This window comes from Streptomyces nymphaeiformis, from assembly GCF_014203895.1.
GTDB lineage: Bacteria > Actinomycetota > Actinomycetes > Streptomycetales > Streptomycetaceae > Streptomyces > Streptomyces nymphaeiformis.
This window is the reverse complement of the sequence record NZ_JACHJY010000016.1, coordinates 43,468-69,118: the sequence shown is the minus strand read 5'-3', so window position 1 is coordinate 69,118 and position 25,651 is coordinate 43,468. Positions and strand designations below refer to the sequence as shown.

The window sequence follows — 25,651 nt, the reverse complement described above, 5'->3', positions numbered from 1 at the left end:
GCCTCCCGGACGGGCGTCACGCTCATGGGTTTCAGTGCCAGTACTTCATGGTCGAACCTCCTCCCCCGCTCGTGGGCGCAGGGTGACCTCGAAGCGGTCGAGACCGCGGAGGGTCAGATTGCGCCGGTGGTCCGGTTCCGCGACCGCCCGTGCGTCCGGGTAGTCCCTGGCCAAGGCCCCGAGGACCGATCCGGCGAGCCGGATCGCCATGGACGCGCCCAGACAGGCATGGGCCCCGCGTCCGAACCCGAGGTGTGGGTTCGGGGCGCGGTCGAGTCGCAGCTCTGTGGGGTGGTCGAAGCGCAGCGGGTCGTGGTTGGCCGCGCCCAGGAAGAGCGTGACCGGATCACCCGCCTTGATGGTGACGCCACCCAGTTCGGTGTCGGTGACGCAGACCCGGGCGTCCGCCTGGACCGGTGCGTCGTACCGGATGAGTTCGTCCACGGCCGCGCCCGGGCTCGCCCGGAACGCGTCGAGCGCGCCGGGGGTGGTGAGGAGGGCGGCCGCGGCGTTGCCGAGGAGCCGCGAGGCGGATTCGTAGCCGGCGTGGAGGACGGCGCGCAGACTGTTCCGAAGAACCGTTTCTGCCACTCCGCTGTCCGCCGCGTGCTCGGCCACGTACGCGATGAGGCCTTCCTTGGGCGGGTCCGCGAGCCAGCCGCCGGCGTACTCCGCGAGCCGGGCCCGGGCCGCGACGGCGGGCTCGTGCTTCTCGGGCCAGAGCCCGGCGTCCATGCCGTCGACGACGGTACGGGACATGGGCACGAACCAGTCGAGCTCGGGCGCCGGGACGCCGAGGAACGCGGTCACGAAGCGGAGGGCGACCGGCTCGGCGAGCTCTCCGACGAAGTCGAAGGAGGGCCGCCGGGCCAGCTCGGCGAGCAGGTCCGCGATCTGGAGCTCCAGGCCGTCGTGCAGGGCCTGCCGGTCCTGGGCGCGGAAGCCGTCGAGCAGCAGGTGCCGGATGGCGGTGTGCTCCGGCGGGTCGAGGGTCTGGACGCTCAGCAGCGGTGCGGGGATGTCCTCGCCGGCGCGGCGCCAGTCGGAGGCGAAACGGTTGCTGTCGGTGAGCACCGCGAGGCAGTCGGCATGGCGGGTCAGGACCCAGGAACCGAGCAGTTCGTGCCAGAGGACCGGCGTCGCCTCCCGCATGCGGGCGTAGGCCGGGTAGGGGTTCCGCAGGATCGACGGACGGGCCAGATCCAGAATCGGGTCCACGGCTGCCGCTTGCTCCACGAAACGTCTCCCCCTGCGCATCGGGCCTGGTTGAGGCCTTGGCTGCTGACCGAGTTGAGCGCACGAGACGCCGGATCACCGGTGGGTGGAACGCCTCGTTGGTGCTTCACCGATTGTTGGTCGGTGCTTCTTCGAACATCATCCGAGCCGAGCGCCGGTGACGCTACCACGCAACTGGGGTGGCTGGTATGACTACCTGCCACAGATCTTTCACAAAGCTTCGGGGAGTTACGGAAGATGACCGGTCAAGACCAGACAATCGTCCACGATGTCCCGGTAAACGTTGCTCAACAGCCCAACCCCTACCCGCTCTTCGAACGCATCCGCGAGCACGGAGTCGTGCAGCGCGTCCGGCTGAATCCCACCCTTGAAGTCTGGATGGTCACCGGTTACGACGAGGCGGTGGCCGCGCTCACCGACCCGCGCCTCAGCAGCAGCCCCGTCGGGGTCAACGGCCTCGAGGAGGAGATGGCCCACCAGGAGCGCACCAACGTCCTGATGGCCAGCATGCTCGTGGCCAACGGCGAGGACCACACCCGGCTGCGCAACCTGGTCTCGAAGGCCTTCACCTTCCGCCGCGTGGAGGCGCTCGCGCCCCGCGTCCAGGCGCACACCGACGCCTTCCTCGACGCGATCGCCGCGCGCGGATCCGCCGATCTGGTCTCCGAGTTCGCGCTGCCGCTGCCGATGGCCGTGCTCAGCGAGCTCATCGGCATCCCGGCCGAGGGGCAGCCGGACTTCGCCCGCCTCGCGGTCGGCCTCATCATGCCGCCCAACACTCCCGAGCGGCTCGCCAAGGGGGCCAGGGCCCGGGCCGAACTCACCGAGTTCTTCGAGCCGTTGATCGCCGCACGCAAGGCGGACCCGAAGGACGACCTGCTGAGCGCGCTCTGCGCCGCGCAGGCCGAGGAGAAGATCAGCGACCGCGAGCTGACGGCCATGGCCATCCTGCTCACGCTCGCCGGCCACGAGACGACGGCGAGCCTCATCGCGAACGGCGTCCACGCCCTCCTGCGCCACCCGGAGCAGTTCGCCGCGCTGCGCGACGACCCCTCGCTGCTGCCCGGGGCGATCGAGGAACTCCTGCGCTACGAGGGACCGGTGAGCCGGGGCGTCGCGCGCTTCACGGTCGACGCGTACGAGATCGGCGGGGTCACCGTCCCGCCCGGCGAGATGATCATCATCGGACTCGCCGCGGCCAACCGCGACCCGGCGCGCTACGACCGACCCGACATCCTCGACGTGGCCCGCCGCGAGGTCCCGCAACAGCTCGCTTTCGGCCATGGTGTGCATTTCTGCCTGGGCGCTCCGCTGGCCCGCGCGGAGGCCAGGATCGCCATCGGCACCCTGCTGCGGCGCTTCCCCGACCTGCGGCTCGCCGACCCGGACGCCGACCTGAGCCGGCGCGAGGGCATCCTGCGCGGCATGGCGACGCTGCCCGTGACCTTCACCCCGCAGGCGTGAGGGGGACGACGGTGACAGCGGCGAACTTCGACGAGATCGCCCCGGGGTACGACGAGTCGCGCGGCGGTACGGCGCGTGCCGCCGGTTTCGCGGAGCAGCTCGCGCCGCTGCTCGACCCGGCCCGGCCGGTGCTCGACATCGGCGTCGGTACGGGCATCGTGGCGGCCGAGCTGACGGCGCGGGGGCACACCGTGTTCGGCGTCGACCTCTCGCCCGGGATGCTCGCACGGGCGGAGGCCCGGCTCGGCGCGCGGGTGGCCGTGGGCGACGCCTGCCGGCTGCCCGTGCGGAGCGGGTCGGTGGACCAGGCGGTCTCGACCTGGCTGCTGCACGCGGGCCCGGACAACAGGGCCGTCCTGGCCGAGGCCGCGCGGGTGCTGCGGCCGGGTGGGCGCTATCTGGTGATCCCGGCGGGCGGCACGCGCCCGGCGGACGATGTCGGCGTCCTCGTGGGAGCGTTGGAGGACCGCCTCGATCCGGAGGGCAGCCGCCGCGACGGACCGGAGTGGCTGGCCCCGATCGCCGCGGCGCGGGGTCTCGTCTACGAGGGGACGGCGTCGGAGCGCCCCACGTCCTTCCAGGTGACGCCCCGGGCGATGGCCGAGTCGCTGACGCGCGGCCTGTTCACCGGCGCCTGGGCGGTGGGCGACGAGGCCACCGCCCTGGTGGACGAGACGAGATCCCGGCTGCTCGCCCTCCCCGACCCGGATGTCCCCCGGGTCAGGGAGGCGGCGGACGTCGTCCTGGTCTTCACCCGGAAGACCTGACGGCCGGGCCCGCGAGGCCCGGCGGCCGGACCGGCCGGGCCCGTCAGGCACCGACCGGTCAGGGGCGGACCCGCCAGGCGGCGCGGACCCGCAAGGGGGGACCCGTCAGGCGCCGACCCGTCAGGCGCCGCCGCGACAGGCGCTGGTCCGTCAGGCGCCGCCGCGCAGTGCCGCCGCGTAGGCCTCGTCGGGGTCGAGGCGGCGGAGTTCCTCGGCGATCAGCTCCGCGGTGGTCCGGACCTTCAGGGCGAGGACCCTGCTGGGCTGGCCGGGGATGGCGAGCCGCGCGACCGGGCCCTCGGGCCGGTCGATGCGGATCTCGCCGTCCGCGGTGCCCATGCGGACGGCCGTGACGACGGGCCCGTCGGTGACGACCCGGTCGACGGAGACGCCGAGCCGCACCTCGAACCAGCGGGCCAGGAGTTCGGCGCTCGGGTTCTCCGCCTCGCTCTCGACGGCGGCCGAGGTGACGGTGAGCGGCGCCTGGTCGAGCGCCGCGGCCAGCATCGAGCGCCACGGGGTGAGCCGGGTCCAGGCGAGGTCGGTGTCGCCGGGCGCGTACGAGGCGGCGCGCTTCGCCAGGGCGGCGAGCGGGTCCTCGACCGCGTACATGTCGGTGATGCGTCGCTGCGCCAGCGAGCCCAGCGGATCCCGGGAGGGCACCTCGGGCGCGTCGACGGGCCACCAGACGACGACGGGCGCGTCCGGCAGGAGCAGCGGCAGGACCACCGAGTCGGTGTGGGCGCCGACTTCCCCGTACAACCGGAGCAGGACCGTCTCGCCGGAGCCCGCGTCGGTGCCGAGCCGGACCTCGGCGTCGAGCCGGTTCTCGTGCCGGTCGCGCGGAGTGCGCGCGTGCCGCTTGATGACGACGAGGGTCCGGGAAGGGTGTTCCCGGGAGGCCTCGTTGGCCGCCTTGACGGAGTCGTACGCGTTCTCCTCGTCGGTGACGACGACGAGGGTGAGCACGGCGCCGACGGCGGGGGTGCCGACGGCCCGGCGGCCCTGCAGGATCGCCTTGTTGATCTTGCTGGAGTCGGTGTCCGTCAGATCGATCTTCATGTGCGGCGCCCGTCCCTTCCTCTGCCGCGAGCCTAACGCGTTCGAGCACCCCGGCGGGACGCGTCCTACGCCGGATCCGACTCCGGCTCCGGGCCGGAGTCCGAGTCGGAGTCCGGGCCGGAGTCGGGGCCGGAGTCGGGGTCGAGGTCGGGCGACGCCTGGTACTGGGCACGGCGGTTGACGACGGCCGCGGCGGCGATCGCGGTGCCGAGGAAGGCGGTGACGACCACCCAGGGCCGGTCGAGGACGTGTCCGGTGGCGTGGTCCAGGGAGTACCGCCCGGCACCGGTGAGGCCGATCGCGGCTGCCGTGAAGCCGAGGAACGCCGGGTACTCGTAGCCGCCTTTCATGGCGAAGAAGCCGGCCGGGGCGTGCACGGCGACGGCTCCCGCCATCGCACCCGCCGCGGCGGCGCCGGCGGCCGGGGTCGCGAGACCGAGGGCGAGGAGGGCTCCGCCGCCGGCCTCGCCGAGGCCGGCGGCGACCGCGCTCTCGCGGCCCGGATGGAAGCCCATGGCCTCCATCGCCTTGGTGGTGCCCTCGATGCCGCCTCCCCCGAACCAGCCGAGGAGCTTCTGCGTGCCGTGCGCGGCGAGCACGGCACCGGTGCCGACTCTCAGCACGAGCAGTCCGAGATCGCGTCGGTTGGGGTGGCCCATGGGGTTCTCCAGGTGCGGGAGGCGGACACGTACGCCGTCCACTCTCGTCCCGCCCGCTCCCCGGCGCCCTCCGGAGCACCTTCCGAATAGGCCATATGAGTCATGTTTTGCGGCGATTGCCCACTGTTGCTTGACTGAGGATGCTTTTCGTCCCCGAGGGAAGTGGGTGCGCATGTCCGCCGAGTCCACCGAGACCGCAGCCCTGCGGGAGAAGGTCCGGGCACTGATGCCCCGGGCGAAGGAGGACCTGACCGCTCTGGTGGCGATGCGCTCCGTCGCCGACCCGCGCCAGTTCCCGCCCGAGGAGTGCGCGAAGACGGCCGACTTCCTCGTACGGGCCTTCACGGAGGCCGGACTCCGCGGCATGCGCCGGGTGACGACCCCGGACGGCACGGACGCGGTGGTGGGGCACGCGCCGGGTCCCGAGGGCGCGCCGACGGTGCTGCTCTACTGCCACTACGACGTGCAGCCGCCGCTCGACGACGCCGCCTGGGAGACCCCTCCCTTCGAGCTCACCGAGCGCGACGGGCGCTGGTACGGCCGCGGCGCCGCCGACTGCAAGGGCAACATCGCCATGCACCTGACGGCGCTGCGCGCGCTCGGCGGGCCGGAGGGCCGGGGCTTCCCCGTGAACATCAAGTTCGTGGCGGAGGGTTCGGAGGAGCAGGGGACGGGCGGGCTCGAACAGCTCGTGCCGCTCCAGCCCGAACTGTTCGCCGCCGACACCCTGTTGGTCTGCGACACCGGCAACTTCGCGCTGGGTCTGCCCACCGCCACCACCTCGCTGCGCGGGCTCACCAACGTCGTCGTGACCGTCTCCACCCTCAAGGGCGAGATGCACTCCGGCATGTTCGGCGGCCCCGCGCCCGACGCCCTGGCCGCGCTCGTCCGGATCCTCGACGGCCTCCGCGACGAGCACGGCAACACGACGATCAAGGGGCTCGCCGGCGACGGCACCTGGGACGGGGTGGACTACCCCGTCGAGCAGTTCCGCACCGATGTGGGCGTCCTCGACGGGGTGTCCCTGGTCGGCACGGGCTCGGTGGCCGACGAGCTGTGGGCCCGGCCCGCCGTCACCGTCCTCGGCATCGACTGCCCGCCGGTGGTGGGTTCCTCGGCGGCGATCCAGGCGAAGGTACGGGCCAGGGTCAGCCTGCGGGTGCCGCCGGGGATCGACGCGAACGACGCCCTGCGCGCCCTCACCGACCATCTGACCTCGGCCGCCCCGTGGGGCGCGCGGGTGGAGGTGGAGCCGGAGAGCGCCGGCCAGCCCTTCAGGGCCCGCACCGACGGACCCGCCTACCGGGCCCTGGCTTCGGCGCTGCGCGAGGCGTACGGAAAGGACATGGTCCAGTCGGGGCAGGGCGGGTCGATCCCGCTGTGCAACGTCCTCGCCGCGCAGTTCCCCGAGGCGGAGATCGCCCTGATCGGCGTCGAGGAGCCGGGCTGCCTCATCCACGCGCCGAACGAGAGCGTGGACCCCTCCGAGATCGAGCACATGGCGCTGGCCGAGGCCCTCTTCCTGAGCTCGTACGCCACTCCCCTCTGACCCCGCCCCTTCCCGGCTCTCCCCTCCCCCGACCGCAACGAAAGGACCGGTGCGGTTCCATGACACAGACTCACGACAGTCCGTACGGCCGCGACGCACGCGGGGACGTGCCACCCGGGCCCGTGGGACTCCTCGCGGGCTTCGCCTGGCAGGCCCTGCTCGTCGCCGGCCTCGCCTCGCTGATCCTCGGCGTCATGGTGCTGGCCTGGCCGGAGGCCACCCTGCGGGTGGTGGGGGTGCTCTTCGGCCTGTACCTGCTGCTCAGCGGTGTGATGCAACTGGTCGCCGCGTTCGGCACGCACGCCACCACGGCCCTGCGGGTCATGGCCTTCATCAGCGGCGCGCTGTCGATCCTGCTCGGCCTGTTCTGCTTCCGGGGCGCGACGCAGTCGACCCTGCTGCTCGCGCTGTGGATCGGCATCGGCTGGCTCTTCCGCGGCATCACACAGACTGTGGCGGCCGCCTCCGACCCGGCGATGCCGGCGCGCGGCTGGCAGATCTTCCTCGGCATCGTCAGCGCGGTCGCCGGTGTGGTGCTGATCGTCGCCCCGCTGGAGTCGGCCACGGTGCTCACGGTCCTCGCCGGCATCTGGCTCCTCGTCGTCGGCGTCGTCGAGCTCGTCACGGCCTTCATGGTCCGCTCCCGCGCCAAGGACCTCCCGCCGGGCGCCTAGCCGGATGCGCACCGCCTCCGTCCGCCGTCCGCCCGAGCTCCGGGCGGGCGGCGGACCCCGTTCACCCGTACGCTACATTTTGCCGGTCCTTGACCATCGATCCCCGCGATCGCAACCCTTCGGAGCCGGCCCTTCATGAGTGACATCGTCAACGGCCTTGGCCGGGCGGGTGCCTACGGCGCACTCGGCGTGGTCCTGCTGATCCTCGGCATCGTGCTCGTGGACCTGCTGACCCCCGGCAAGCTCGGCCGCCAGATCTGGGAGGACCGCAACCGCAACGCCGCGATCCTGCTGAGCTCGGCGCTCCTCGGCATCGGCGGCATCGTCTTCACCTCGATCTGGACGACGTACGACCACTTCGGCAAGGGGCTCGTCTCGACCGCCGCGTTCGGCCTGCTCGGCCTGGTGATGATGGCGGTGGCCTTCCTCGTCGTCGACCTGGTCACGCCGGGGAAGCTCGGCGCCACGCTCGTCGATCCCGAGCCGCACCCGGCGGTCTGGGTGACGGCCTCCTGCAACATCGCGGTCTCGGCGATCGTCTCCGCCTCGATCGCCTGACGCCCGCGCCTCACGGGGACACGGGCTCCACCTCCAGGAAGCGGCGGCCGCGCGGTCCCTTGTAGAGCAGCGCCTCCCAGCCGAGCCGCGCCAGGGCCGGCACGCAGTCGCCCAGGGCCGCCGCCTCCTCCTGGGCGGCGCCCGCCCCCGGCGGGCCGAGCCACTCCACCACGGCCGTCCCGGGCCGCTCCCCCGCCGTGACGCGGTACCCGGTGGAGAGCCGTGTCCCCGAGGCGTCCACCGACGAGGGCGTGACCCCGCCGGACTCCAGGGCGAGGGCCACCGCCCGAACCGGTCTCCGCCGCTCCCAGTCGGCGGGCACGGTCCTCGGGTCGCCGCCCCGGCTCAGGGTCAACCGCCTGATCTGGAGCAGTCCGTCGACGGCCGCGCGAACCTCCCGCGAGCGCTGCTCGGCCTCGGCCGGGGACAGCGGCGGCCCGTCGCCCGTGGCCGCCTCGAAGACGCCCGGGGCTCCCCCCGCTCCGGTGGTCACAGCAGCCGCCGGATGTCGCCGCGGACCCGGTAGAACCCGCCCGCCGCCGGGTGCAGGGCGTCCACCACGTACCGCGCTCCGGGCTCCCGGATCGCCCGCGGGAACTGCACGTTCCACCCGGAGTCGTACCCCTGGGAGACGACCCGCACCCGGGTCCTGCCGCCCTCGGTCACGCACTCCACGACCACCGAGCCGGCCGGGGCGTCGCTGACGGCGGTCACCGCGGTCACGGTCGTCGCCGGCTCGTACACCGGGAGCGCGGCGGCGAGCTTGATGTCCCGCGCGACCGGGACCGTGCCCTCCTTGGCGGCCTCGATCGCCGCCTCGCTCGCGTCCACGCAGACCAGCGAACCGTCCGTGGTCACCAGGTAGAGCCGCTCGTCCCGGTACTGCATGGAGAGCGCCGAACCGCCGCCCGTGCCCAGCTTCCACAGCCGGGTGCCGTCCTCCGCGAAGCAGTAGACGGAGGAGGCCGAGTCGGCCGCGAAGACGAACCGGCCGCCGGGCGAGGTCGCGCAGGAGTAGACCGGGCTGTCGCAGGAGTACACCGCCTCCACGCGCCCGTCCTTCTTCGCGAGCCGATGCACCTTCTTGCGGGACGTGCCCGCGTAGACCGCGGTGTCCTCCTGCCAGCCGAAGAGGACCCCGCCCTCGGTGGCCGTGTGCCACAGCTCGCCGCCGCCGTCCGGGGCGTGGGCCGCTACGCCCCTCGTGTCCCCGTAGTAGACGGCGTCCCCGTCGGCGCGGACCATCCAGGCGTGCTCCCCGGCACCGGAGCGCGCCCACTGGTGCTCGTCCTCGTGATCGATGACGGTGAGCCGGCCGGAGCGGTCGGCGACGTGCAGGACGCCCTCGTGGATGTCGAGCCAGAAGATGTCGACGTCGGTGGCGATGTCGTACGCGGCGAAGGGGAGCTTGGACGACAGGTCGTACACCTTGCCGTCGTCGCAGCCCGCGTAGATCCAGAAGTCGTCGGCGACCAGGCACTTGACGCCGTCGGGCAGGCTGAACCGGGCCTGCACCTCGCCCGCCCGGTCGAGCGTGAAGACGTCCCCCGCCTGGTTGCCCACCCAGCAGCGCTCCTCGTCGACGTGGATGCCGAAGGCGGCCGAACCGGTGCGGAAGCGCCAGAGGACGGGGGCGACGGCCCGCGCGGTGGAGGGCGCGGAGGTGACCTCGCGGCGCGTGACGGCGCGCGCGGCACGCTGGCCCCTGACCGCGGGGGCGTACCCCTTGCGGACCTTCTCGCCGATCTTCTTCGCCGCGGCGGCCTGGGCCTTCGCCGCCGTCGCGAACGTGGAGCGCTGGGTCTGTCCGTCCGAGCCGATCCGGCCGTAACGGACCGACACCGCGAGGTCCTCGACGGTCACTTCGTAGAACTTGTGGGCACCGCCGCCGTCCTGCGACAGCTCCAGATAGGTCGTCGTCGTCATGGTGAAAACGGTAGGGGGCACCACTGACAACGGCCCGGGGTGAAGCCGTGACCAAGGGACCAAAGACCCGGGCATTCGGGACTTTCACCGCGGCATTCCGGACATTCACCCCTGTGACGATGGTGCGTGAAGATCATCCGACGAGCCGTCACCTCAGGAACGGCCGGAAGGGCCTCATGACCGAGACGCAGAAGCGGCCCCTGCCCGTCCGCATCCGCCGGAGCACGGACGGCATACCGATGAACGACCTCTTCCGGTCGGACCCGGCCCGGCCCGCCCGGCCCGCCCGGCCCGCCCGGACCGCACCCACGTCCGCGACACCGGCCGCCGGAACCGCCACGGCCGTCACCCTCCCCCGCCGACCGCCGCCCGCCGAGCCCGACCTGACGGAGCGTCCGGGTCCCGCCGTCCCCGGCTGGGTCGCCGTCCTGACCGGCCTCACCGCCCTCGGGGGCGCGGCGGCGGCGCTGTGGCGGGCCCGCCCCCTGCGCACGGCCGAACTGCCGCCGTGGCAGTGGGCCGCGCTCGCCGGCTGCGCGGTCGTCGCCGTCGTCGCCTTCGGCGGGCTGACCCGCGGCCGTACGGGCTCCGCCTGGGTCCTCTCGCTCTTCGGCCGCTACCGGGGCAGCGTCCGGCGCACCGGCCTCGTCTGGATCAGCCCCTTCGTCCTGCGCCGCCGGATCGACGTACGCCTGCGGCACTGGCGCAGCGAACCCATCGCCGTCGTCGACGCCGAGGGCTCCGCGCTGCGCGTGGTGGTCCTGGTCGTGTGGTCGGTACGGGACACGGCCCGCGCACTGCTCGCGGTCGACGACCACCTCGGCTATCTGCGCGAGCAGGTCGAGGCGGCCACCGCGCGCGTGCTGTCCCAACTGCCGGCGGACGCCTTCCGGGGTGACGCGCCGACCCTGCGGGACGCCGAGGCGGTCGGCGACGCGCTGACCCGGATGCTCGCGGCCGAGTGCCGGCCGGTCGGCGTCGCCGTCTTCTCCGCCCAGCCCACCCGCATCGAGTACGCCCCCGAGGTCGCCGCCGCCATGCGCCGGCGGCAGATCGCCGTCCTGGACGCCAAGCACCGGGACTCGGTCCTGACCGGCGTGATCGACGCCGTGGACGACACCGTCACCCGGCTGACCACCCGGGGGCTCGTCGAGCTCGACGACTTCGAACGCCAGGCCCTGGTCAAGGACTTGACCGTGGCCTTCTACACCCGGAGCGGCGGCCCGGCCGACCCGAACCAGGAGTGACGAGGACCATGGACCCGAACGACCGCACCCCCGCATTCGACGCGCCCGCCTTCGCCGACGAGACACCCCGGGACTGCGCGTGCGCGGGCTGCGCGGACGCGGCCCGCTCCGGCCGGACACCCGGCGGGCAGCGCGCCCTGCACGGGGTGCGCCGCGCGGTCGTGGCCACCGTCGGCGTGGTCGCCCTGACCGGCGCGGGCACGGGCACGGCCGCCGCCGAACCCGCCCCGGCGCACGCCGGCTGGGACGGCTCGAAGTACTGGTTCCGGAACGAGGCGGGCGAGTGGCGCTGGACCAGCCACTACGCCACGTACCAAAAGCGCGCCGGCGCCTCCGGGGGCGGTGCGCGCACACGGGAACCCGTCTTCCACGGCCGTCAGGGCTGGGACCCGCGGTGCCGCGTCTACTGGTACCCGTCGCGCGGCCACTGGTACTGGACCAGTCACGCCTCGACGTACGCGCAGCGGACGGGCCGCCCCGCGCAGCCGTCCGCCCCCACGCCACCCACCTCGCGGGGCTGGACGGCACCCGTCTCCTCGTACGTCTACACGGGGCACTACGGACAGCGGGGCTCCTGGTCGAAGGGCTACCACACGGGGCAGGACTTCGCGGTGCCGTCGGGCACGGCCGTCCGCGCGGTGGGTCCCGGCCGGGTGGTGACGGCCGGGTACGGCCGCTCGTACGGCTACGAGGTGGTCATCCGTCATCCGGACGGCCGCTACACCCAGTACGCCCACCTCTCCAGGATCGACGTGAGGCCCGGGCAGAGCGTGTCGGGCGGGCAGCGGATCGCGCGGTCGGGGGCGACCGGGCGGGTGACCGGTCCACACCTGCACTTCGAGGTGCGGACCACGCCGTACTTCGGCTCGGACGTGAACCCGCTGGCCTATCTGCGGAGCCACGGAGTCTCCGTGTAGGTCCGTGCCGCCCCTCGGACCGCTCAGGCCTCGACCACGCTCCGGTCCGCCGTCGTCCGCCGGTTCTCCCTGACCGTGATCCGGCCCTTCCGGATCGTGGCCAGACGAGGGGCCCGGCGGGCGACGGCGCTGTCGTGGGTGACCATGACGAAGGTCAGCCCGTGCTCCGCGCAGAGCCCTTCGAGCAGGTCCACGATCTCGTCGCGCATCGACTCGTCGAGGTTGCCCGTGGGTTCGTCGGCGAGGAGCACCTTGGGCCGCTTCACCAGGGCGCGGGCGATCGCCACGCGCTGCTGCTGTCCTCCGGACAGCTCGGACGGCAGGTGCCCGAGGCGCTCGCCGAGCCCGACCGACTCCAGCGCCTCGGCGGCCCGGGTACGCCGCTCGGCCGCCCTGACGCCGAGCGGGACGAGCGCGGTCTCCACGTTCTCCTGGGCGGTGAGCGTGGGGATGAGGTTGAAGCTCTGGAAGACGAAGCCGATGTTCTCGCCGCGCACGGCCGTCAGCCGGCGCTCGGAGAGCGCGGCCAGGTCGGTGCCGTCGAGCAGGACCCGGCCCGAGGTGGGACGGTCGAGCCCGCCGAGCATCTGGAGGAGGGTCGACTTGCCGCCGCCCGTGGGCCCCTGGATGACCAGCCGGTCCCCCTGGGCGAGGGTGAGGTCGATCCTGGCGAGCGCGTCGACCCTCTGCTGCCCCCGCCGGTACTGCTTGGTGACGCCGATGAGTTCGTACATGGTGGGACTCCTGTGGTCCGTGAGTGGGTGCGGTCGTTCGGCTGCTACTCGACGCGGCGCAGCGCGTCGGCGGGGCGCAGCCGTGAGGCACGCCAGGCGCCGAAGGCGCCCGCGACGAGCCCGCCGCCGAGGGCGAGGAGGACGGCGAGGCCCACGGTGGTGACGCTGACGGGGGCGGTGAGGGCGATGTCGACGGTCCTTCCGGCGGCCGTACGGGCCGCACCGGGGCCGCCGAAGACCATGCCGCCGCCGCGTCCACCGCCGAACCCGCCACCGCTCGCGCCGAGTTCGGCGGTGAGGGTCGGGCTCGCGGCGGTCACCGCGTACGCTCCGGCGAGGCCGATCGCGATGCCGAGGGCGCCGCCGATGACTCCGTTGACGAGGGCCTCGCCGACGACCTGGCGGGTGACCCGGCCGCTCTTCCAGCCGAGGGCCTTGAGGGTGCCGAACTCGCGGACGCGGCGGCCGACGGCGGAGGAGGTGAGGAGCCCGGCGACGAGGACGGCGGCGAGCAGCACGGCGTACGAGAGCCACGTGCCGACGTCGGAGGCGAGGCCGGCGGCGGTGTCGAGCGAGCCGGAGACCGTCTGGGCGAGGTCGGCGGAGGTGGTGACGGTGGTGCCGGAGACGTTCTTCTGGATGGCGGTCTTGACCGCGTCGATGTGCGTCGAGTCGGTCGCCTTCACGTAGATCGTGGTGATCTTGCCGGCGGAGTCGGAGAGGGTCTGGGCCTGCTTGAGGGGCAGGTAGACCTGGGCGGCGGACTGGCCGCGGTCGGCGGTCGCGATGCCGACGATCCCGAACGTGACGCCCTTGACGGTCAGTTCGTCGCCGACGGAGAGGTCCTTCTGCTGGGCGTAGGCGCTGTCGACGACGGCGACCTCGGCGTTCGTCTCGGTGGTCTTGAAGGTACGGCCCTCGGAGACGGTGGAGGTGGTGAGGGGGCCGAGGTCGGGGGCGGTGACGTCGGTGCCGTAGATCGTGAAGGAGTCGACGTCGAAGGCGGCGCCGCCGCCGGTGACGGTGTCGCCGGGGCCTGCGTCCGGGCCGGCGGGCCGAGCCTGCTGCCCCTGGCCGCGCTGGACCTGCCCGCGCTTGAACTCGCCGTCGATCTTCAGGTTGACGAGGCTCAGACCGCCGACGGCCCGGTCGACGCCCTGCTGCCGGGCGACCGTGCCGACGGTGGAGTCGGCGAGGGTCTGGAAGCCCTGGACCATCAGCCGGTCGCTGCTCTGCTCCTCGCCGTCCTCCTTGCCCTGGAACTCGAACCGGGGCCGCTGCGGCTGCGCGCCGGCCTCGGGCCGCTCCTGCGCCTTGGTCACCGTCAGGTCCGTGCCGAGGCCGTAGAGGGATTCCAGGACCTTGCCCTGGGCCCGGTTCATGCCGGAGGAGACGGAGTCGACGACGATGACCAGCGCGATCCCGAGCGCGAGCCCGGAGGCGACGACGAGCGCCGCCTTTCTGCGACGGCGCAGTTCGCGCCGGAGGTAGGTGAAGAACATGGGCGCGAAGCTAGGGGCGCCGTGTGATGACGGGATAAGGCCCGCGTGAGAGCGGGATGAGAGCGCTCCGGGCCGGGGCGGGGGGCCGCTGCGGCTGCGGCTGCGGCTGCGCACGCCGGATCGGCGGCGGGGCTCTCAGCCGCCGATCGGCGTCGCGTACGCCAGTGGGTCCGCCAGGACGTCGTGGAGGACGAGGGCCGCCGCGCCGCGCGAGGCGTCCGTGGTGGTGGACGCCGGGCGGAGGCGCCCGGCGTCCGGGGTCCAGAGGCCGGAGACGGCGCGGTCGGCGAGCTCCGCCGTGAGGGCGGGTGTCAGCCAGGGCAGCAGGTGCGGGTAGATCCCGCCCAGGACGACGGCCTCGGGGTCGAGGAGGTTCACGGCTCCCGAGAGGGCGCGGCCGAGCATCCGGCCCGCCTCGGCGAGGGCCGCGAGGGCGCGCGGCTCCCCGGCCTCGGCGCGGCGCGCGAGGTCCGGGACGTCGTCGGCACCCGCCGCGGCGAGGAGCGCGGCCTGTCCCGCGTACTGCTCCAGGCAGCCCCGGGAGCCGCAGCGGCAGCGCGGTCCTTCGGCGTCGACGACGAGGTGTCCGATCTCGCCGGCGAATCCGTGGGCGCCGCGCAGGAGTTCGCCGTGGACGACGATCGCGCCGCCGACGCCGATCTCCCCCGTCAGATGCAGGAAGGTCCGGAGGTCACCGAGTTCGCCGAACCACAGCTCGGCGAGGGCGGCCATGTTGGCCTCGTTGTCGGAGGTGAGGGGGAGGCCGGCGGTGCCGGGACGCAGCTCGGTGAGGGCCTCGGCGAAGAGGGTCTCGGCGGGGACCTCGTTCCAGCCGAGGTTGGGCGCCTGCCGGACGCTCCCGCCGGAGACGAGTCCGGGGAGGGCGAGCCCGGCGCCGGCCGGGGCGAGGCGCAGGGCGGCCGCGGCCTCCAGGGCCTCCGCGGCGATGCGGGCCGCGCGGGCGAGGACGCCGGCGGCGTCGGCGTCGGCGTCGGCGTCGGCGTCGGCGTCCCGGTTGTCGAGGTGTTCGGTGCGGCGGACCCGGTCGGTGCCGGTCAGGTCGACGACGCAGACCGTGACGTAGTCGACGTTGATCTCGACGCCGAGGCCGGCGGGTCCGGTGTCGGCCGGTTTGAGGACGGTGCCCGGCCGTCCCGCCTGCCCGCTGAACGTCTTGCCCGACTCGACGAGGAAGCCGAGGTCGAGGAGTTGCTCGACGAGCGAGGAGACGGCGGGCCTGGTGAGCCCGACGCGGGCCGCGACCGCCGCCCGCGTCGTCTCGCCTGCCTCGTGGACGGTCCGCAGGACGAGGCTCAGGTTGTGCCGTCGCACTCCCGACTTGTCGGCCTTGGGTTCCGTGGGGTGGTTCATGGTGAGCCAGAGCCTAGTCGTCCCTTTCGCTCACCTGAAAACAGTTCGGTGACCGAACTCTTCTGCGCTACGCTCAGCCCGTGACGCTTCCGCGCGACTACCGCGGTCAGACCTGTGCCCTCGCCCGCTCGATGGAGATCGTCGGCGAGCGATGGACGCTGCTGATCCTGCGCGACGCCTTCTACGGGGTCCGCAGGTTCGGCGAGTTCGCCGCGCATCTGGGCGTCCCCCGGGCCGTCCTCACCGACCGGCTCGCCACCCTCACCGAGGCGGGCGTCCTGGCGCGCCGCCCCGGGACGGGCACGGGCCGCCGCGAGGTCTACGGGCTCACGCCCAAGGGCGTCGCCCTCTGGCCGGCCGTCCGCGCGCTCACCGGCTGGGGCGAGGAGTTCTACGCGGCGGGAGGCGGCCCGCGCCGCGTCTTCCTGCACGCGGCGGACGAGGCCCCGCTCGAACCGGACGGGCGCTGCACCGGCTGCGGCGCGGCCGTCCCCGTCCAGGACGTCCTGGTCGCCCCCGGCCCGGGGCTCGCCCCCTCGACCCCGGACGACGACCCGGTGACGGCGGCACTCGCCCGGCCGCACCGGCTGCTCACCCCCCTGCTGACCACCGCGCCCTCGGGGCGCCCCACGAAGGGTTCACCCTGATGAAGATCCTGGTCGTCGGCGCCGGTGCCACCGGTGGCTACTTCGGCGCCCTGCTCGCCCGTGCCGGCGAGGACGTCACCTTCCTGGTCCGCCCGGCCCGGGCGGCCGCGCTGCGCGAGCGCGGGCTGCGGGTCGTGGGGCGGGACGAGGAGTGGACGGTGGAGCCCCGCCTCGTCACGGCCGACGAGCTGCGCGAATCGAGCGAGCCGTACGACCTCGTCCTGATGTCGGTGAAGTCCACCGGGCTCGACCGGGCGATCGAGGACGTCGCACCGGCCGTCGGACCGGACACGGCCGTCATACCGCTCCTCAACGGCCTCGCCCACATCGACGCCCTCAACGCCCGCTTCGGCGCACCGGCGGTCCTCGGCGGCGTCGCGAAGGTGGTGACCACCCTCGACGACTCGGGTGACATCCGGCGGCTCGCGCCGCTGGCCCATCTCGCCTTCGGCGAGCAGGACGGGACGGTCTCCGCGCGCGTGGAGCGGATCCGCAAGGTCCTCGAAGGGGCCGGGATCGACGCGCCGGTGCCGGCCGACGTCCTCACGGCGATGTGGCACAAGTGGGTGTTCATCACGACGTTCGGGGCGCTGACGAGCCTGATGCGCGGCACGGTCGGCGACGTGTACGACGCGCCCGGCGGCCCCGCCCTCGGCCCGGCGCTCCTCGACGAGGCGGCGGCGGTCGCCGCCGCGGCCGGGCACCCCGTACCGGAGAAGGAGCGGGCGGCGACGCTCGCGGTGGTGTCCGCGCCGGGTTCGCCGATGGTGCCGTCGCTCTACCGCGATCTGACGGCCGGCCGGCCCACCGAGGTCGAGCACCTCTTCGGCGACCTGACCTCCCGGGCCCGCTCCCTCGGCGTGCCGACCCCGCTGCTCGACCTGGCGACCCTGCACCTGCGCGTCCACCAGCGGCGGGTCACGACCGCCGGGGCCTGACGGCAGGGGTCTGACGGGAGGATGCCGCCTCCCCCGCACGGGGGAGACGGTGCGGCCGCCGGGGCGACGCCGGGGCATCCGGTCCGGCGGCAGTCTGGACTGCATGATGAGACTCAAGGCCCTGCCGGACGTGCCCCGATGGGCCGTCGTCGCCGCCCACGCCGTCCCGCTGGTCGTCCTGCCGTCCGGCCTCTGGCGCGTCGGCCTGACGTTCGGCGCGCCGGTGGCCCGGGTCCACGACCAGCCGCTCGGCCTGGCCGTCTACCAACTCGTCCTGACCGCCGTCGCCGAACTCCTCGCCTTCCTGACGCTGGGTCTGGTCCGCGAGTGGGGCGAGGTGTTCCCCCGCCGGCTGCCGTTCCTCGGCGGCCGTCCGGTCTCCGCCCGGGGCGCGACGTTCGCCGCGCTGTCCGGGGCGTTCGGACTCGCCGCTCTCACCTGCTGGTTCACGTACGTGGCGGTCTCGGGCATCGCCCAGTACTCCCCCGGCAACCTCACCGAGAGCACGCTCCAGAAGACCCTCTTCCTCGTCTGCTACCTCCCGCTCGCGGCCTGGGCCCCGCTGCTCGCGGCGGTGGCGATCGCGTACCGTCGCCGCCGGCGGCTCACGCCCACACGACCTTGATCACGGCATGACCCGCCGATGCGGCCCGTCCGTAGAACCCCCGGAGCGACTCGTGGTGTTCGAGGTGGCACTGCCGGAACAGCGCCTCGTCCGGACCGCCGCCCCAGAGTCCCCTGCCGACGGCGGTCCACAGCTCGTCGAAGGAGACGCCCGCGAGGAAGTCCGCCGCCCGGGACACCTCGGGCGGGTCCATGTACATCATGGGCGGGTTGCCGAGGTCGGCTTCGGGGCTGTGGGCCACGGGGCGGCCGCCGTAGATCGGCAGCGTCCAGGGGCCTTCGGCGCCCGTGCCGGCGACATCGGCCGCGGTGTAGAGCTCGTTGACCGAGTCCCAGGACTTCGAGATCGAATCGGTGACGCCGGCCGCGTACTCCTCGGCGTGCCTGTCCCAGGCCTCGGCCATGAACGCCGCGAGCCAGGTGTGGTCATCCCGGATCTCGGACTCCGCGACGGCGCGGAAATGCAGGTGGATGCTCACCGCGACAACTCCCCCGGTACGACGGCCCGCCGCCCGGACCGATCACACCGAACGTAGTCGACGGCACTGACAACGAGCCGCCCGAGGCCTGCGGCCACTCAGCCGGCGCCTCCGGGGATCTTGGCCGCCAGGATGTCGGTGTACTCGATCGTCGGCGGCTGCGCGAGCAGTTCGGGCGTCCGAGCCCGCGCCCGGCGATGACTTCGGCCGGGGGGATCCTTATGAGGGCGCGCGGCGGGAGAGCGCGGCGACTGCCTGCTGCCGAAGGATCCGAGCACGATCACGCTGACAGGCGGAGGGGATCACGGAACAGGCGCGGCGGCAGACGTCGGCACGGGAAGAGCTGCCGACATCCACCGCCGCCGTGAGCTCAAGTCCCCTGTGCAGCACCTGACTTGCGCTACGGGACGTTCCAGGCGGAGATGTACGGCTGCCCGTCCTCGGTGGCCAGGAAGCCGAGGGTGCCCGGATGCGGGTGGCCGAGGAGTCGGCTCGCGGACGCGTCGAGGCCGAGCCAGCGCACGGTGAGCACGCGGGCGAGATGGCCGTGTGCGACGACGGCGACGTCGCCCTCGGCCAGCAGCGGACGGACGCGGCCGAGCACCGCGTCCGTCCGCGCCGCCACTTCCTGGAGCCGCTCGCCGGGATGGTCGGCGTCGCCGGGGACGACGCCGTCCCGCCACAGGTCCCAGCCCGGCTTCGACTCCCTGATCTGCTCGGCGGTCAGGCCTTCGTAGCCGCCGTAGTCCCATTCCAGCAGGTCGGGATCGGGCTTGGCGCCGCTCAGGCCGGCCAGCTCGGCCGTCCGCATGGCGCGGCTCAGCGGGCTGCTGAACACGGCGGCCAGATCGCGGCCCGCCAGCCTGGGAGCGAGAGCCCTGGCCGCCGCCTCACCCGCGCCGGTCAGGGGGACGTCGGTCCGCCCGGCGTGCCGGCCGGACAGGCTCCACTCGGTCTGACCGTGCCTGATCACGATCAGTTCGCCCACGGGATCTTCCCCCTCAAGGCCGGCCGTTGCGGCGGACGTAGGTGTCGCTCGTGGTCGGCAGGGAGTTGTGGGCGCCGAGGCCGAAGGAGACCCGGTCGGCCTTCGCCTGGCGGAGGGCCTGCTGCTCCTGCAGGATGCCGTCGACCGTGTCCGCGCGGCTGCCGCCCCTGCGGAGCAGGGTGACGGTCAGCAGTACCCCGACACCGGCGAGTACGCCGAACAGGATCAGTAGAGCGGTCATCGTGCCTCCCCCGTCGTTTGCCGCAGGGTAACCCGGCGATCCCCCGCACGTCAGGGATTCGCACATCCATGCGACCGTCAGCGCGGCAGCGTCGGTGTCACCGCGCCGAGGGTCGCGGCGCGGAGGGCGACGAGGCGCAGCGGTCGGTCCCGTACGGCCTGCTCGGCGTGCGCTGGGTCCCGCTTCACGCCGCCCCTGCGACACTACGTACCGCAGCGCCGCCGCCCGACCCGAGCCGTCCCGAGGAACCGTGATGCGAGTCGCCCTCTTCGTCACCTGCGTCAACGACGCCGTCTTCCCGTCGACGGGCGTGGCCACGGTCCGGCTCCTCGAACGGCTCGGCGTGACCGTCGACTTCCCGGCGGCGCAGTCCTGCTGCGGGCAGCCGCAGTTCAACACGGGCTACCGCGCCGAGACCGCACCGCTCGTACGGCGCACGGTCCGGGCCTTCGAGGGGTACGACCACGTCGTCACCCCGTCGGGATCGTGCGCGGCGATGGTCCGCCATCACTACCCGTCGTTCGGTACGGACGCGGGGGCGCTGGCGCCGCGCGTGTACGAGCTGACGGAGTTCCTGGTGGACGTGCTCGGCGTGACGGACGTGGGCGCGTACTTCCCGCACCGGGTGACGTACCACCCGTCCTGCCACGGCCTGCGGCTCCTCGGGCTCGGGGAGCGGCCGCGGCGGCTCCTGGAGGCGGTGAAGGGCCTGGAGCTCGTGGAGCTGCCGGGCGCGGAGGAGTGCTGCGGCTTCGGCGGCACCTTCGCGGTGAAGAACCCGGACGTCTCGGCCGCGATGGGCGCCGACAAGATCACGAACGCGCTGTCCACCGGCGCGGAGGTCCTGTGCGGCGCGGACAACTCCTGTCTGCTGCACGTGGGCGGCATGCTGAGACGGCAGGAGGCGCCGCTGCGGGCGCTGCACCTGGCGGAGATCCTGGCGAGCACGGAAGAGGAGCCCTGGGCATGAGCGGCACGTTCGTGGGGATGCCCGCCTTTCCGAAGGCGGCGCACGAGGCCGTTCGTGACGAGCGGCTGCGCGCCAACCTGCGCCACGCGACCCACACCATCCGCGACAAGCGGGCACGGGCGGTGGCCGAGCTGGACGACTGGGCCGCGCTCCGCGAGGCGGGCAAGCGGATCAAGGACGACACGCTCCGCCATCTCGACACGTATCTCCTCCAGTTGGAGGAGTCGGTGACGGCGGCGGGCGGCACCGTGCACTGGGCGGCGGACGCGGCCGAGGCGAACCGGATCGTCACGGACCTGGTGAAGGCCACCGGAGAGACCGAGGTCGTCAAGGTCAAGTCCATGGCCACCCAGGAGATCGGGCTCAACGAACACCTGGAGGCCGAGGGCGTCGCCGCGTACGAGACGGACCTCGCGGAGCTCATCGTGCAGCTCGGCGAGGACCGTCCCTCGCACATCCTGGTCCCGGCGATCCACCGCAACCGCGGCGAGATCCGCGACATCTTCCGCGACAGGATGGGCAGTTGGGGGCGCCCCGCACCGGACGGCCTGAGCGACACCCCGGCCGAGCTCGCGGAGGCGGCCCGGCTGCACCTGCGGGAGAAGTTCCTGCGGGCCAAAGTCGGGATCTCCGGGGCGAACTTCATGGTCGCCGAGACCGGCACCCTCGTGGTGGTGGAGTCGGAGGGGAACGGGCGGATGTGCCTGACCCTCCCCGAGACGCTGATCTCCGTCGTCGGCATCGAGAAGGTCGTGCCGACCTGGCGGGACCTGGAGGTCTTCCTCCAGACGCTGCCCCGCTCGTCGACGGCCGAGCGGATGAACCCGTACACGAGCATGTGGACCGGCACCACCGACGGCGACGGGCCGAGCGCCTTCCACCTGGTCCTCCTGGACAACGGCCGCACCGACGCGCTCGCCGACGAGGTGGGGCGGCAGGCGCTGCGCTGCATCCGCTGCTCGGCCTGTCTCAACGTCTGCCCGGTGTACGAGCGGGCCGGGGGTCACGCGTACGGCTCGGTCTACCCCGGTCCGATCGGCGCGATCCTCACCCCGCAACTGCGGGGCACCGCGAGCGAGGTGGACGCCTCGCTGCCGTACGCCTCCTCGCTGTGCGGCGCCTGCTACGAGGTGTGCCCGGTCGCCATCGACATCCCGGAGGTCCTGGTGCACCTGCGCGAGCGGGTGGCCGAGGAGGGCGGCCGGGGCCACCGCCTGGAGCGGGCCGCGATCAAGGCGTCCACCTGGGTCCTGGACCACCCGGGCGCCCTCACCGCGGGCGAGCGCCTCGCGTCCGCGGCCCGGAAGGCGCTCCCGAAGCGGCTGCCGGGGCCGGGAGCCCGCCAGTGGACGGACCACCGGGACCTGCCCGAACTGCCGGCCGAGCCGTTCCGCGAGTGGTGGAGGAAGAACCGGACGTGAGGGATTCCCGAGCGTGCCGCCTCGCGAGAAGGAGCCGCCACACATGACCACCCCCCGGACAGTGAGCCGCACATGACCGACCCACAGACACGGAGCCGCACGTGACCGACTCCCGCGCCCGCGTCCTCGCCCGGATCCGGGCCGCCGTCGACGGCGCGCCCGAGCCCCCCGCCGTCGCACGCGACTACCTGCCGCGCCACGCCCCGGACGCCCCCGGCGCCCTCCTCGACCTGCTCCACGAGAACCTCGCCGACTACCGGGCGCACGTCCACCGCACCACGCCGGACGGTGTGGCCGGGCTCGTCGCGCGGCTCCTCGCGGAACGCGGGGCGGCCACCGTCGCCGTACCGCCCGGGCTGCCCGACGAGTGGCTCGGCGCGACCGAGGCCGTGCGTCGGCTCGACGAGCCCCGGCTGACCCCGTACGAACTGGACGGCACGGACGCCGTGGTGACGGGGTGCGCGGTGGCGATCGCCGAGACCGGCACGATCGTCCTGGACGGCGGTCCCGGCCAGGGCCGCCGGGCGCTCACGCTCGTCCCCGATCTGCACCTCTGCGTGGTGCGGGCCCCGGAACAGGTGGTGGCCTCGGTGCCGCTCGCGCTCCCCCGGCTCGCCCCGGGGCGGCCGCTGACCTGGATCTCGGGACCGTCCGCGACGAGCGACATCGAACTCGACCGGGTGGAGGGCGTCCACGGGCCGCGGACCCTGGAGGTCCTCCTGGTGACCGGCGGCTGACGCGCGAAGGCAGCCGGGCCCGAGGGCGACCGGCTGCCGGTTCGGCGACCCGGTTCAGCGACCCGGTTCGGCCAGGAGGTCGTCGACGATGTCGAGGCGGGTCTCGGGGAAGTACTCCGCGATCGCCTCGCGCATCATCGCCTCGCCCTCCGGGTCGGGGGTCCCGCACTTCTCGCGCGTCTCGCGGTCGGGCCAGCGCGCGTACGCCACCCAGGTGCCGTCGTCCGCGCGGTGGAGCCGGGAGCCGAGGCTTCCGCACTCGCGGTGGATCGCCTCGGTCACCCGGTGCCAGCCGTCGATGAGCAGCTGCTCCTTGCCCGGAGCGACCCGCCACCGGTACACGACCGCGAACATATCCCCGCCTCCCTCGTCACGGCGGACGGCGGACGCCGCCCCGCAGAGGACGACTGAACTATACAGACCAGTTCACAGTCAAGACTGAACGGTTCGGTTCATGCCTGCTCGTCGACCCACACGCCCTCGCGCATGATGTGCCGGCCGGCGAGCTCGGGCTCCTCGTACCAGGCCTCCACCGCGACCGGCCGGACCCGGAACCAGACGTAGGCGGATCCGGACGTCCGCGGGTCCCAGCCGCACTTCGCGGCGAAGGCCTCGATCGCCGCCACCGGCACGTCGTCGCTCGGGTGCGTCGTGACCTCACCGTCCACGAGGACGACGTCCCGGGTGTCCCCGAGCGCGAGCCGGGTACGGCCGCCGGCGGCGAGGTTCCGCCCGGTCGGATTGGTGCGCCGGGTGCACAGCCAGACGGAGTCGCCGTCCCAGAGGAAGGCCAGCGGCACGAGATACGGCCGCCCGTCACCGTCGGCCGAGGCCACCCAGATGTCCACCTCCTTCTCCAGCCGCGCGAGCACGTCCTTCTTCCGCTGCGCGGTGTCGCGCAGGGTCCCCTCGTTGTCGGTCATGCGGCCGACGTTACCCGGGCGACCGGGAGGCCCAACTACCGCGCGGGAAGCGGACGACGAGGGGACGAGGCGTCAGGGGACGAGGCGGACGACCTGGGGGTCGTGGTCGCTGGCCTGGTCGGCGAACTCGCTGTTGACGTGGACGATGTCGTAGTCGTACGAGGTGAGGGCCGGGCTGGTCAGGATGTGGTCGATGGCCTGGGAGTTGCCCTGGTAGACGTAGGTGTAGCGCTCCGCGGCCGGGAGGGTGCCGACGAGCGGGGTGAGGACTCCGCCCGAGGTCAGCGTGGTGACCGTGTTCGAGAACTCGAAGTCGTTGAGGTCGCCGAGGACGACGACGCGGGCGGAGGGCTGGACGGCGAGGAGCTGCTTCACGAAGCCGTTGACCTGGGTGGCCTGCTGGCCGCGCTGGGTCTCCGAGGAGCGGGCGGGCGGCTGGAAGCGGGAGTGCAGGGGCTGGTCGCCGCCCTTGGAGGTGAAGTGGTTGGCGACGACGAAGACGGTCTTGCCCTGGAAGGTGAACTCGCCGGCGAGCGGCTTGCGGCTGGCGTTCCAGGCGGAGTCGGAGGGGTTGATCCGGCCGGGCGAGACGGAGAGGGCCGCGGTGCCCCCGTTGTTCACGACGGAGACGGCGGTGGTGGAGGTGCCGCCGGGGCGGTCGGTGAAGCCGACGCGGGCCGGGTTGAAGAGGAAGCCGACGCGGATGTTGCCGCCGGGCTCGCCGCCGTCCTGGTCGTTGACCGGGTTGATCTGGCGGTACTGGTAGGCCGGGCCGCCCGCGGCCGAGACGGCGGCGATGAGCTTGGCGTAGGTCTGGTCGGCGGCGACGACCCCGTTGTCCGTCGCGCCGTTGTTGTCCTGCACCTCCTCCAGGGCCACGATGTCGGGCGAGGAGAGGTTGCCGACGATCCCGGCGGCGAGCCGGTCGAACTTGGCCTGCGGGTCGGTCGGGTCGAGGTTCTCGACGTTGTACGTGGCCACGGCGAGCTCGCCCGCGGTCTGCGCCCGGGTGGTCTCGGGGGCGAGGGCGTTGTCGGTGAGCGTGCCGAGGGTGGTGGCCTGGATGCCGTAGCCGCCGAAGTTGTCGTAGTCGAGCGGTCCCGCGGTCGTGCCGCTGAGCACGTCGCCGACGTCGGCGACCGGGAAGGCGGAGGTCAGCAGGGACTCGACCTTGACGCGGCCGACGTTCTGGGAGGCGTACGAGCCGTAGACGGTGCCGCCGCGCGGGGTGGGGTGCTCGGTGGGCTCGGCGGTCACGAAGAGCTCGCTGTAGGGCGTGGTGGCGCCGACGACGCGGGCGCCGCCGACCTGGACCCGCATGCCTTCCAGGGACTCGTACAGGTCGAGGGCGTACGTCGACGGAGCGAGCGTGAGGCTCTCGATGGAGCCGCCGCCGGCGTCGGGGGCATAGGCGTCCGGGACGGAGGCCGCGTCCAGGGTGAACGCGGCGGGGAGGGCGTTGCCGGTGGAGAGGGTGGCCGTGATCGACGCGGAGGTCAGCTCGGTGAGCGACTGGCCGCCCTCGGCGGAGCCGCCGGGGTAGTACTCGGAGACCGTGCCGCGGACGGTGATCCGGTTGCCGACCTTGGTGGAGGGGGTGGTGGATCCGGTGTACACGAAGAGGGCTTCGCTGGTGGCCGGGTTGCCGTCGCCTACCGGATCCTGGATCCAGTACCCACGGGAGGTTCCGGTGGAGCGGATCGCGGTCACGATGCCGGTGACGGTGACCTGCTGACCGTTGTACGGGGAGAGCCGCTTGGCGCCCTGGACGGCGGCGATGGTGACGGTGGCGGCGTGCGCGGGGAGCGCGAGGAGGCCGGCCGTGAGGGAGCCGACGAGGGCGGTGGCGGCGAGCAGGCCGGTGCGGCGGCGGGCCGGTATGTGACGGAGGGTCATGGGGGTGCCTTTCGCGAGGTGTCGTGGAGGGGTCGCGGAGCACCGCGCCGGACGTGGTGGGGGACACGCCGTGGCGGCAGGGCAGTTGTAGTGGCGGCGCATGGCGCGGAGGAAACCGGAA

The 25,651-nt window shown here is 73.4% G+C and carries 27 protein-coding genes; 13 read left to right on the top strand and 14 right to left on the bottom strand.

The genetic code is table 11. The features are described from left to right. Window positions 1-45: 45 nt before the first annotated feature. Complete coding sequence (locus GGE06_RS43920; RefSeq protein WP_181924436.1) at window positions 46-1,236, bottom strand: cytochrome P450; 1,191 nt, start codon at window positions 1,234-1,236, stop codon at window positions 46-48. 237 nt (window positions 1,237-1,473) lie between these two features. Between GGE06_RS43920 and GGE06_RS39230 the strand changes: the two genes are divergently transcribed. Continuing rightward, window positions 1,474-2,700 (top strand): cytochrome P450 family protein, encoded by a 1,227-nt coding sequence (locus tag GGE06_RS39230; protein ID WP_184933051.1) that lies wholly within the window; start codon window positions 1,474-1,476, stop codon window positions 2,698-2,700. An 11-nt stretch (window positions 2,701-2,711) separates the two neighbouring features. Then, window positions 2,712-3,467, top strand: coding sequence for a class I SAM-dependent methyltransferase (locus GGE06_RS39225; RefSeq protein WP_181924437.1), 756 nt, complete (start codon window positions 2,712-2,714; stop codon window positions 3,465-3,467). Window positions 3,468-3,617: 150 nt separating this feature from the next. Here GGE06_RS39225 and opcA read toward each other — a convergent pair whose 3' ends face one another. Together opcA and GGE06_RS39215 are read right to left on the bottom strand one after the other, a co-directional pair. Next, complete coding sequence (gene opcA, locus GGE06_RS39220) at window positions 3,618-4,529, bottom strand: glucose-6-phosphate dehydrogenase assembly protein OpcA (protein WP_116157738.1); 912 nt, start codon at window positions 4,527-4,529, stop codon at window positions 3,618-3,620. A 65-nt stretch (window positions 4,530-4,594) separates the two neighbouring features. Continuing rightward, window positions 4,595-5,188, bottom strand: a complete 594-nt coding sequence (locus GGE06_RS39215) for a DoxX family protein (protein WP_246533038.1) — start codon at window positions 5,186-5,188, stop codon at window positions 4,595-4,597. 172 nt (window positions 5,189-5,360) lie between these two features. Between GGE06_RS39215 and GGE06_RS39210 the strand changes: the two genes are divergently transcribed. From GGE06_RS39210 to GGE06_RS39200, 3 genes are all read left to right on the top strand, one after another. Further along, the gene (locus GGE06_RS39210) at window positions 5,361-6,737 is read left to right on the top strand and encodes a dipeptidase (RefSeq protein WP_184933050.1); all 1,377 of its coding nucleotides are present in this window, start codon (window positions 5,361-5,363) and stop codon (window positions 6,735-6,737) included. A 59-nt stretch (window positions 6,738-6,796) separates the two neighbouring features. Continuing rightward, complete coding sequence (locus tag GGE06_RS39205) at window positions 6,797-7,411, top strand: HdeD family acid-resistance protein (RefSeq protein ID WP_184933049.1); 615 nt, start codon at window positions 6,797-6,799, stop codon at window positions 7,409-7,411. A gap of 135 nt (window positions 7,412-7,546) precedes the next feature. Beyond that, the gene (locus GGE06_RS39200) at window positions 7,547-7,969 is read left to right on the top strand and encodes a DUF350 domain-containing protein (RefSeq protein WP_030694261.1); all 423 of its coding nucleotides are present in this window, start codon (window positions 7,547-7,549) and stop codon (window positions 7,967-7,969) included. Window positions 7,970-7,979: 10 nt separating this feature from the next. On the opposite strand, the gene GGE06_RS39195 is transcribed toward GGE06_RS39200, so the two are convergent. Together GGE06_RS39195 and GGE06_RS39190 are read right to left on the bottom strand one after the other, a co-directional pair. Then, window positions 7,980-8,462, bottom strand: coding sequence for a hypothetical protein (locus GGE06_RS39195; RefSeq protein WP_184933048.1), 483 nt, complete (start codon window positions 8,460-8,462; stop codon window positions 7,980-7,982). Next, entirely contained in the window at window positions 8,459-9,895 is a 1,437-nt protein-coding gene (locus GGE06_RS39190) for a WGR domain-containing protein (RefSeq protein ID WP_116157742.1), read from the bottom strand. The genes GGE06_RS39195 and GGE06_RS39190 overlap by 4 nt, the downstream gene beginning before the upstream one ends. Before the next feature lie 176 nt (window positions 9,896-10,071). Between GGE06_RS39190 and GGE06_RS39185 the strand changes: the two genes are divergently transcribed. Together GGE06_RS39185 and GGE06_RS44195 are read left to right on the top strand one after the other, a co-directional pair. After that, complete coding sequence (locus GGE06_RS39185; RefSeq protein WP_312883465.1) at window positions 10,072-11,142, top strand: SPFH domain-containing protein; 1,071 nt, start codon at window positions 10,072-10,074, stop codon at window positions 11,140-11,142. Between the two features lie 8 nt (window positions 11,143-11,150). After that, window positions 11,151-12,059 carry a M23 family metallopeptidase gene (locus GGE06_RS44195; protein WP_116157743.1) on the top strand — a complete coding sequence of 303 codons (909 nt, stop codon included), beginning with the start codon at window positions 11,151-11,153 and terminating at the stop codon, window positions 12,057-12,059. Between the two features lie 23 nt (window positions 12,060-12,082). Here the strand turns inward: GGE06_RS44195 and GGE06_RS39175 are convergent, their stop codons facing one another. From GGE06_RS39175 to GGE06_RS39165, 3 genes are all read right to left on the bottom strand, one after another. Next, window positions 12,083-12,793 (bottom strand): ABC transporter ATP-binding protein, encoded by a 711-nt coding sequence (locus GGE06_RS39175; RefSeq protein ID WP_184933047.1) that lies wholly within the window; start codon window positions 12,791-12,793, stop codon window positions 12,083-12,085. Between the two features lie 44 nt (window positions 12,794-12,837). Beyond that, window positions 12,838-14,295: an ABC transporter permease gene (locus GGE06_RS39170; protein ID WP_184933046.1), complete on the bottom strand. Its 1,458-nt coding sequence runs from the start codon at window positions 14,293-14,295 to the stop codon at window positions 12,838-12,840. Window positions 14,296-14,430: 135 nt separating this feature from the next. Further along, window positions 14,431-15,666 carry an ROK family transcriptional regulator gene (locus tag GGE06_RS39165; RefSeq protein WP_184933045.1) on the bottom strand — a complete coding sequence of 412 codons (1,236 nt, stop codon included), beginning with the start codon at window positions 15,664-15,666 and terminating at the stop codon, window positions 14,431-14,433. Window positions 15,667-15,746: 80 nt separating this feature from the next. Between GGE06_RS39165 and GGE06_RS39160 the strand changes: the two genes are divergently transcribed. The 3 genes from GGE06_RS39160 to GGE06_RS39150 all read left to right on the top strand — a co-directional run bounded on the left by GGE06_RS39160 (window position 15,747) and on the right by GGE06_RS39150 (window position 17,876). After that, window positions 15,747-16,313: a winged helix-turn-helix transcriptional regulator gene (locus GGE06_RS39160; RefSeq protein WP_184933044.1), complete on the top strand. Its 567-nt coding sequence runs from the start codon at window positions 15,747-15,749 to the stop codon at window positions 16,311-16,313. After that, complete coding sequence (locus tag GGE06_RS39155) at window positions 16,313-17,251, top strand: ketopantoate reductase family protein (RefSeq protein ID WP_116157748.1); 939 nt, start codon at window positions 16,313-16,315, stop codon at window positions 17,249-17,251. Before GGE06_RS39160 ends, GGE06_RS39155 begins: the two co-directional genes overlap by 1 nt. Before the next feature lie 103 nt (window positions 17,252-17,354). Further along, window positions 17,355-17,876, top strand: a complete 522-nt coding sequence (locus GGE06_RS39150; RefSeq protein WP_147321055.1) for a hypothetical protein — start codon at window positions 17,355-17,357, stop codon at window positions 17,874-17,876. On the opposite strand, the gene GGE06_RS39145 is transcribed toward GGE06_RS39150, so the two are convergent. The 3 genes from GGE06_RS39145 to GGE06_RS39135 all read right to left on the bottom strand — a co-directional run bounded on the left by GGE06_RS39145 (window position 17,857) and on the right by GGE06_RS39135 (window position 19,583). Next, window positions 17,857-18,354 carry a DUF1877 family protein gene (locus tag GGE06_RS39145; protein ID WP_116157750.1) on the bottom strand — a complete coding sequence of 166 codons (498 nt, stop codon included), beginning with the start codon at window positions 18,352-18,354 and terminating at the stop codon, window positions 17,857-17,859. The genes GGE06_RS39150 and GGE06_RS39145 overlap by 20 nt on opposite strands. 400 nt (window positions 18,355-18,754) lie before the next feature. Beyond that, entirely contained in the window at window positions 18,755-19,342 is a 588-nt protein-coding gene (locus GGE06_RS39140) for a histidine phosphatase family protein (protein ID WP_116157751.1), read from the bottom strand. A 13-nt stretch (window positions 19,343-19,355) separates the two neighbouring features. After that, a complete protein-coding gene (locus GGE06_RS39135; protein ID WP_116157752.1) occupies window positions 19,356-19,583 on the bottom strand; it encodes a hypothetical protein in 228 nt (75 codons plus the stop codon). 253 nt (window positions 19,584-19,836) lie between these two features. Between GGE06_RS39135 and GGE06_RS39130 the strand changes: the two genes are divergently transcribed. The 3 genes from GGE06_RS39130 (at window position 19,837) to GGE06_RS39120 (ending at window position 22,711) form a co-directional block, all read left to right on the top strand. Then, window positions 19,837-20,553: a (Fe-S)-binding protein gene (locus GGE06_RS39130; RefSeq protein ID WP_116157753.1), complete on the top strand. Its 717-nt coding sequence runs from the start codon at window positions 19,837-19,839 to the stop codon at window positions 20,551-20,553. Further along, window positions 20,550-21,974 carry a LutB/LldF family L-lactate oxidation iron-sulfur protein gene (locus GGE06_RS39125; RefSeq protein ID WP_116157754.1) on the top strand — a complete coding sequence of 475 codons (1,425 nt, stop codon included), beginning with the start codon at window positions 20,550-20,552 and terminating at the stop codon, window positions 21,972-21,974. The genes GGE06_RS39130 and GGE06_RS39125 overlap by 4 nt, the downstream gene beginning before the upstream one ends. Before the next feature lie 101 nt (window positions 21,975-22,075). Further along, the gene (locus tag GGE06_RS39120) at window positions 22,076-22,711 is read left to right on the top strand and encodes a LutC/YkgG family protein (RefSeq protein WP_184933043.1); all 636 of its coding nucleotides are present in this window, start codon (window positions 22,076-22,078) and stop codon (window positions 22,709-22,711) included. A 54-nt stretch (window positions 22,712-22,765) separates the two neighbouring features. Here GGE06_RS39120 and GGE06_RS39115 read toward each other — a convergent pair whose 3' ends face one another. The 3 genes from GGE06_RS39115 to GGE06_RS39105 form a co-directional block, all read right to left on the bottom strand. Further along, window positions 22,766-23,065 (bottom strand): antibiotic biosynthesis monooxygenase family protein, encoded by a 300-nt coding sequence (locus GGE06_RS39115; protein ID WP_116157756.1) that lies wholly within the window; start codon window positions 23,063-23,065, stop codon window positions 22,766-22,768. Between the two features lie 98 nt (window positions 23,066-23,163). Continuing rightward, a complete protein-coding gene (locus GGE06_RS39110; RefSeq protein WP_116157757.1) occupies window positions 23,164-23,634 on the bottom strand; it encodes a pyridoxamine 5'-phosphate oxidase family protein in 471 nt (156 codons plus the stop codon). 72 nt (window positions 23,635-23,706) lie between these two features. Then, window positions 23,707-25,530, bottom strand: a complete 1,824-nt coding sequence (locus GGE06_RS39105; protein WP_184933042.1) for a DUF8508 domain-containing protein — start codon at window positions 25,528-25,530, stop codon at window positions 23,707-23,709. Window positions 25,531-25,651: the final 121 nt, after the last annotated feature.